The following is a 7,660-nucleotide window of genomic DNA, read 5'->3' as shown; positions in this document are numbered from 1 at the left end:
ACTACGTGCTCTCAATGAAAACTGCTCCCCACTAGTCGGTAACTGATTTCTCAGTCCAACTAATGGGGAGCAGTTCACTTTCGGTGCGGGCCTTTTTGTCTAGGGCTATTGCCTAGGTCCTAGTGGTGAGACGCCTCAGCGACTCGCCACTAGTTGCCGGCTAGCTTCTCGCGCAGAGCGGCGAGCTGCTCGTCGGAGGCAAGGGAGCCACCCTGCTCAGCTTCGCCAGCGGACGGTGCTGCCGGAGCTGCAGCATCGCCGGAGGTGGAGCTGTAGTTGGTCGGGGTAGCGCCCTCACCGTTAGCCTCAGCCTCAGCTGCGGCAGCACGGTTGCGCTCGATCTGAGCGGTGTGAGTCTCGTGCAGGCGTGCAGCCTCGGCGTAGCGGGCCTCCCACTCCTGACGTGCCTCGTCGTAGCCTTCCATCCACTCGTTGGTCTCCGGGTCGAAGCCCTCCGGGAAGATGTAGTTGCCCTGCTCGTCGTAGGAATCGGCCATGCCGTAGCGGGACGGATCGAACTCTTCCGAGTAGTCCTCATCTGCCTGCTTGAGGGACAGGGAGATGCGACGACGGTCCAGGTCGATGTCGATGACCTTGACCATGACTTCCTGGCCAACACCAACAACCTGGTCCGGTACCTCGACGTGGCGCTGAGCCAGCTCGGAGATGTGGACGAGGCCCTCGATGCCCTCCTCGACGCGAACGAACGCACCGAACGGGACGAGCTTGGTCACCTTGCCCGGGACGATCTGGCCCACAGCGTGGGTGCGGGCGAAGACGCGCCACGGATCTTCCTGGGTTGCCTTGAGGGACAGGGACACGCGCTCGCGGTCCAGATCCACGTCGAGGACCTCGACGGTGACCTCGTCGCCGACAGTGACAACCTCGGATGGGTGGTCGATGTGCTTCCAGGACAGCTCGGACACGTGGACCAGGCCGTCAACGCCGCCGAGGTCAACGAATGCACCGAAGTTGACGATGGAGGAGACAACGCCCTTGCGGACCTGACCCTTCTCCAGCTGGTGCAGGAAGTCGGAGCGGACCGCAGACTGGGTCTCTTCCAGGTATGCACGGCGGGACAGAACAACGTTGTTGCGGTGCTTGTCCAGCTCGATGATCTTGGCCTCGAGCTCCTGGCCGATGTACGGATCCAGGTCACGCACGCGACGCATTTCAACCAGGGAAGCCGGCAGGAAGCCACGGAGACCGATGTCGAGGATGAGACCACCCTTGACAACCTCGATGACGGTACCGGTAACCGGCTGGTCGTTGGCCTGGAGCTCCTCGATGGTGCCCCATGCGCGCTCGTACTGTGCACGCTTCTTGGACAGAAGCAGACGACCTTCCTTGTCCTCCTTGGTCAGGACAAGTGCGTCAATCTCATCGCCGATCTGGACGACCTCATCTGGGTCGACGTCGTGCTTGATGGACAGTTCGCGGGTCGGGATGACGCCTTCGGTCTTGTATCCGATGTCGAGGAGAACCTCGTCGTGATCGACCTTGACGACGGTGCCGGTGACAATGTCGCCATCATTGAAGTACTTGATGGTCGCGTCAACTGCGGCAAGAAAATCCTCAGCGCTGCCGATGTCGTTGATGGCAACCTGCGGGGTAGTAGAAGTGGGCATAAGTTATGTTGCTCCGAAACGGATAGGAGATAGCAAATGGACATGAGCGCATCTCTCGACACTCCGGCTCACGCACGGCAAAGCCCCGTATGAGCTGGGGTTTCGATCTCGCTTCCAGCACGGGCGGCCCTCCTATAATGACCGGATCCGCGACAAAAGCGTAGACACGCTCGTACGAGATTAGTCTATTTCCCCAGCTTGATCAAACTTTAGGCCCGCGCGCCAACAAACAATTGCTATCGACGCTCCCGCGGACGGTTCCAGCATTCCTTACTCTTGCTATTAGGCTTGTGTATTCAAACAAATTTTTCATAGCGGCCCAAGGTATTACCTGGGCGCATAGGTGGTGTTTTTATGTTAAAACGCGGTATCGGTATCGGTTTCGCGTTCATTGGCGTGGTTGTTGGTGCTGGTTTCGCTTCCGGCATGGAGGCTTTCCAATACTTCGTGTCATATGGGCACATGGGGCTATGGGGAATTGTCCTGGCAGGTGTAGTCATGGCGTTTGCGGCCGTGGCCTTCCTTGCTTTCGGCTCCTACTTCCGCGCAACGGAGCACACGCGTGTGTTCGGCGCTGTTTCTGATGGTCTGTCTTCAAGGATCATGGACTGGTCCGCCATCGCGTGCATGTTCAGTGTTGGCTTTGTCATGTTCGCTGGGGCTGGCTCCAACTTGGAGCAGGCCTACGGCTGGCCGATATATGTCGGCGGTGTAGCCATGCTCATCATCATGTTGTTGGTGGGCCGCCTGGATGTGGACAAGATCTCCTTCATCTTGGGCCTGGTCACTCCCCTGTTGATCATCTTCGTGCTCATTGCGTCCTTCTGGACGTTCACCCATGCGAGCGTGGATCTTGCCGCACAAAGTGCATGGACCAAAGAACATGTCGCTGGCGCCACGGGCGCACCAACCTGGTGGCTCGGTGCACTCAACCACACGGGGCTTAACGCACTATGCACGGTGTCCATGGCCATCGTCATTGGCGGTGACAATTTTGATAACAAGTCCGTGCGCATTGGTGGCATTATCGCGGGCGCGCTATACGCACTGATGCTTGCTCTACTCGTGGTCACCTTGTTCATCGAAGCGCAGGCCGTCAATGGCGATGACATGCCGCTGCTGACCGTGCTGTTCAACATCAATCCGGTCCTGGGCCAGGTGATGACATGGGTGATCTTCCTCATGGTGTTCAACACCTGCCTGGGCATGATCTACGCCCTAGCTAAGCGCCTGACCCGTGATAACCCGGAAAACTTCTACAAGGTGTACGTAGTCGCCTGCATCATTGGCTTCATCCTGTCCTTCATTGGATTCAAAACGCTGGTGGCTAACCTCTACCCGATCTTGGGTTACCTGGGCCTCTTTGTCATCGCGATCATGGTGTACCAGTACTTCCACTACCGCGATCACCTGGCTAAGGAGAGCGAGGTTCGCACGGCCGCAGTTGACCTCGTTGCCGATGAGGACAATTTGGATCCAGACAGCGAGTTCGCAGACATGACTCTTGCGGAGCTCGCCGAGGAATCTAGCCTCGACCTTGAGGAGTTTAAGGAGGGCCTCGAGTCCGAGATGGAAACCCTCGACTCCGAGTCGGAGTCAAAGGCGGACTAAACCCGCCTGCTCATGCTGCCTAGTGGGCCGCCTCGTCCCAGTTCTTGCCCGTGCCGGCAGAAACTTCGAGCGGCACACTCAAGGTGATCGCACGGTCCATCTCCTTTTCCACGATCGCGCGCACCTGCTCTAACTCACCCGGAGCGACCTCCACAACGAGCTCGTCGTGCACTTGGAGCAGCACACGCGAGGCCAACGTCTTGCCCGCAAGCTGCGTCATTGACAGCGCGTGATCAACGCGGATCATGGCGACCTTGATGATGTCCGCAGCAGTTCCCTGGATCGGCGCATTCAATGCCGCACGCTCCGCGTTCTCGCGTGCCACACGGTTGTCGGAATTCAGCTCCGGCAGGTAGCGGCGACGGCCAAAGATGGTGGAAGTGTATCCATCGCGGCGGGCCTGCTCCACAACTTGGTCGAGGTAACGCTTGACGCCACCGAAGCGCTGGAAATAGTTCTCCATAATCTGCTTCGCCTCACCAGCTGGGATTCCCAGCTGATTGGACAGACCGTAGGCCGATAGGCCGTAGACCAAGCCGTAACTCATCGCCTTGACGCGGCGGCGAAGTTCTGGGGTGACCTCACTGATAGGAACATCAAAGACTCGGGAACCTACGAAGTTGTGCAGGTCCTCCCCTTCCTTGTATGCCTCGATGAGGCTCGGGTCTTCGGAAAGATGCGCCATCACGCGCATTTCAATCTGCGAGTAATCAGCGGTGAGCAGGCACTCATAGCCCTCGCCCACCGTGAACGCGGAACGAATCCGGCGGCCCGCCTCCGTGCGCACTGGAATGTTCTGCAGGTTCGGATCCGTGGAACTCAAACGCCCTGTCGATGTCACCGTCTGGTTGAACGTGGTGTGGATACGGCCGTCCTCCCCCACGGATTTGATCAAGCCCTCAAGCGTGGACTTCATTTTCTGGTACTCACGGTGCGCGAGCAGCTCATCGAGGAACGGGTGCGGGTTCTTCGCCGCCAGTGCTTCAATTTCCTTCGCTGCGGTGGAATAACCCGTCTTCGTCTTCTTAGTCTTGGGCAGCTCAAGCTTGTCAAAGAGAACCACAGACAGCTGCTTGGGGGAAGAGAGGTTCAGCGAAGGCTCGTCAACAAGCTGGCGTGCTTTTTCTTCAGCAGCAGCGACCTTCTCCGCGAACTCTTTCTGCTGATTTCGCAGCACATCCACGTCAACTGCAATGCCGTTTTCTTCCATCTCCGCGAGGATGGTCACAAGTGGCAACTCGAGATCCGCGTAAAGCTCATAGGAATCGATCTCGCGCAGCTCACCAGTCAACTTTTCAGCCAGCTCAAGGATCGCCACTGCGGAATCCACCACCGAGGTGTCCTCATCCAGCAAGCTCATCTGCTCACTCGCCGGCGCGAGCTGTCGCTGCAGGTGGCGTTGGTACACATCCGCCAGGTCATACGTGCGCTGGCCTGGGCGCAGCAAGTACGCCGCGATCGCCGTGTCATGCGCAATGCCATGCAGAGTCATTCCACGACCTCGCAGCATGTGCCACGTAGCTTTCGCCGAATGTACGTACTTCGGCGCATCCGATTCAATCCAAGCCTTGAAGGCCGCATCTTCAGCAGGGCTCAGTTCCCCTACTTCGCGCGTAATAGCGTGCCTTTGCTTATCGACGACCCCCACCGCCTGCGCATCCCCACCCGCCGGCACCGCGGTACCCACGACGTAGAGGGCCATGCCTTGGCCTTCGCGCTCTTGGAGCCATTCATCCAATGGTCCGTCATCGATGGTGAGTTCAAGGGTCTCGTCGGCTGAGTCCTCGGCATCAAGCAGTGCACCGTCATGTGGCACGGCGGCGAGTACTCGCTCGCGGAGGTTCACACCGAATTCCAGATCATCAAACGCGGTAGCCACTGCGTTCACGTCTGCTGGCTTGAGCTCCAACTCATCCGGACCGACTGGCAGCTCCAGGTCACACACCATCTGGGTAAGCTCCCGGTTCAGCTGTACCTGCTCAATCCGCTCGCGGAAGGATTCACCGACCTTGCCCTTGATCTCATCCGCGTGATCAATCAGGCCTTGGAGATCCCCGTACTGCACGATCCACTTCGTCGCGGTCTTCTCCCCTACGCCCGGAATATTGGGCAAGTTATCTGACGGGTCACCGCGCAGTGCCGCGAAATCCGGATACTGCGCCGGGGTGAGTCCGTACTTCTTCTCTACTTCCTCCGGTGTGAACCGCGTCAAGGTGGACACGCCACGGGTGGGATACAGCACAGTCACCGAGTCATTGACCAGTTGCAGGTAATCACGGTCACCGGTGACGATGACAACCTCATAATCATCCTGCGCCTGCGTGGTCAGCGTGGCCAGAATGTCATCGGCTTCGTAGTTTTCCTTGGTCAACGTGACAATGGCAAGATCCCCCAGCACATCCTGGATGATGGGCACCTGGCCCTTGAATTCCTCCGGCGCCGATTCACGCTGCGCCTTGTACTCCGGGAAACGCTCCGTGCGGAACGTCTTGCGTCCGATATCAAAGGCCACCGCCACGTGCGTCGGCTTCTCATCCGCGAGAATATTCGCGAACATGGACAAAAAGCCGTACACCGCATTCGTATGCTGCCCACCCGAGGTGGAGAAGTTCTCCACCGGCAGTGCATAAAAAGCTCTAAAGGCCATCGAGTGGCCATCAATGAGCAGAAGACGTTTCTTAGCAGAGGAATTATCAGCGGAAGTCACGCTGTCCTACCTTACCCGTGCCAGCTGCACCTCGATTTAGGGTTACAGGACTACCCTTCACTCGTTTAGGAGGCCATACGAAGGCCGGTGCCCCACGTAATCTTCCGCCATAGTTTCTCCAACGGACCCTGGCAAAATTTCTTGAGCCAAAGTGCGCTGAAAATCATCTGTGCAGTCAGCATGACCATAACCACTGCCCATGCCGTGAAGAAGGAGGCATTCGTAGCCGATCCTTGTTCGGCGGGAATGCCCAACACCGGCCTGATTGGCAGCAGGATCATTGTTGCTCCGATGTAGTTGGTTAAAGCCATTCGGCCTAATGGGGCAAAGATTACCTCGAATCCTCGTCGCAGAGGCGTGCGCAGTATGACGACTACAGCCGCAACCCATGTTGCAGCGAATAGGAAGCCTGCAATCGAAGAATGCGGTGAGAAGCCCGCTTGATCGCGGTGAAGGTATTGGATATAGCTGCCGATAGCGGTGAGCAAGATGAGTATCGGCAGTGCTAACGCTGCTGGCTTCGGGTGCTCATCCAGTTTCTCCGGAACGCGCCACTCCGATGCGGCAAAGCCAAGTAGGAGCAGACCTGGAATGAGCAAAACACCACCAAAATACACGCCGACGAGGGTGAGGATCACACCAAGTGCGAGTGCGATTCCTCGTCTCTTCTCCAACGGTAGGAAAGTCAAAGGAAACAGGAAGACGAGTCCACCAATTGCGTAGGGCGTGAGGGCCTCACCTGGCTGAAATATCGTATGCACTAGCCCAAGGAGAAGCAGAGGAATGAGCCGTCGCAGCATGATCTGCCATTCCCCTCGTCCGCGTCTCCGTGCCGAACGGGTAATCATGGCAAAGCCGATTCCAAACAAGAAGGTAAAAACAGGAAAGAACCGTTCGTTTACAAGGAGGTTCACCCATGTCCAAGCCTGGGTATTGCTTGTCGACGCTGGGTACATATTCCACATCTGCGTCACGTTAACGAAGGCGATGCCGCATACCGCGATTCCACGCACCACATCTAGCGAAAGAAGCCGGTTAGGTATCTCGATCTTTGCCGACGATGCACTGATGACCATTGCGTTCCTTACTGTTTAGTACTTCCCGTTTATGTGCAGTCTCCCCATTACCTCATAAATAGACCTTCAGATTCCTTTTTTGAAGGTTCTGGACATTTCATTCCAGAATAAATAGTATGAAAGTCATGGGCAGGCCAAGAGAGTTTGATGAAGACCAAGTTATCCGCAAGGCAATTGCGCTATTTGGTGAACACGGATTTAATGCTCCACCCGTAGATGCAATCCTTTCTTCCCTTGGGATTAACCGCTCGAGCTTCTACAAGCTCTTTGGATCGAAGCACGGCCTGCTCCATGCAGCACTGGAGGCAGTGTGCCAAGAAGCTAAGGCCGGAGAAGTGACCGAGGACGCAAAAAACCTCGTTGTGGTCACCCTCGTTGAAGTTGCACCTACGAGCCACGAGATGCGAGGCCTCATTCTTGACGCAAGCGTTCTGTGCTTTGGAAAAGACAACGCCGTCCTTGGCAAACACCTACTCAACCGCGCCAGCGGAAAGCTCAAAGGAGACCACCGATGATCAATAGGCTTACTTTTACTGACAACGCACTCATTATTGAACCCGTTGTTCAGACCACCGATTTAGTAACGCCATGGTGAGGATCGAGTAACGCCCGGGTGAGTATCCAGTAACACCCGGGCG

At 56.9% G+C, this 7,660-nt stretch carries 5 protein-coding genes; 2 read left to right on the top strand and 3 right to left on the bottom strand.

Annotated elements, in window-relative coordinates; all coding sequences use genetic code 11:
* Positions 1–149: 149 nt before the first annotated feature.
* On the bottom strand, positions 150–1,628 hold the full coding sequence (rpsA, locus tag QP994_RS10730) for a 30S ribosomal protein S1 (protein ID WP_284866769.1): 1,479 nt from the start codon (positions 1,626–1,628) through the stop codon (positions 150–152).
* Between the two features lie 354 nt (positions 1,629–1,982).
* Here rpsA and QP994_RS10725 point away from each other — a divergent pair, with 354 nt between their 5' ends.
* Positions 1,983–3,239 carry a YkvI family membrane protein gene (locus QP994_RS10725; protein WP_284866767.1) on the top strand — a complete coding sequence of 419 codons (1,257 nt, stop codon included), beginning with the start codon at positions 1,983–1,985 and terminating at the stop codon, positions 3,237–3,239.
* 19 nt (positions 3,240–3,258) lie between these two features.
* Here the strand turns inward: QP994_RS10725 and polA are convergent, their stop codons facing one another.
* Positions 3,259–5,946 carry a DNA polymerase I gene (gene polA, locus QP994_RS10720; protein ID WP_284866765.1) on the bottom strand — a complete coding sequence of 896 codons (2,688 nt, stop codon included), beginning with the start codon at positions 5,944–5,946 and terminating at the stop codon, positions 3,259–3,261.
* 65 nt (positions 5,947–6,011) lie between these two features.
* Positions 6,012–7,022 carry a DUF418 domain-containing protein gene (locus QP994_RS10715; RefSeq protein ID WP_284866762.1) on the bottom strand — a complete coding sequence of 337 codons (1,011 nt, stop codon included), beginning with the start codon at positions 7,020–7,022 and terminating at the stop codon, positions 6,012–6,014.
* 116 nt (positions 7,023–7,138) lie between these two features.
* On the opposite strand from QP994_RS10715, the gene QP994_RS10710 reads away from it, so the two are divergent.
* Positions 7,139–7,537: a TetR/AcrR family transcriptional regulator gene (locus tag QP994_RS10710; RefSeq protein WP_284866760.1), complete on the top strand. Its 399-nt coding sequence runs from the start codon at positions 7,139–7,141 to the stop codon at positions 7,535–7,537.
* The last annotated feature ends 123 nt before the right edge of the window (positions 7,538–7,660 follow it).

The sequence above is a fragment of the Corynebacterium sp. MSK044 genome, assembly GCF_030232825.1.
Taxonomy (GTDB): domain Bacteria; phylum Actinomycetota; class Actinomycetes; order Mycobacteriales; family Mycobacteriaceae; genus Corynebacterium.
This window is presented reverse-complemented; position numbering and strand designations above follow the sequence as displayed.

Bases quoted from the DNA above. Each gene is read 5' to 3' on its own strand.
- QP994_RS10715 (WP_284866762.1), bottom strand. From the start codon at position 7,022: ATGGTCATCAGTGCATCGTCGGCAAAGATCGAGATACCTAACCGGCTT.
- QP994_RS10710 (WP_284866760.1), top strand. From the start codon at position 7,139: ATGAAAGTCATGGGCAGGCCAAGAGAGTTTGATGAAGACCAAGTTATC.
- QP994_RS10725 (WP_284866767.1), top strand. From the start codon at position 1,983: ATGTTAAAACGCGGTATCGGTATCGGTTTCGCGTTCATTGGCGTGGTT.
- rpsA (WP_284866769.1), bottom strand. From the start codon at position 1,628: ATGCCCACTTCTACTACCCCGCAGGTTGCCATCAACGACATCGGCAGC.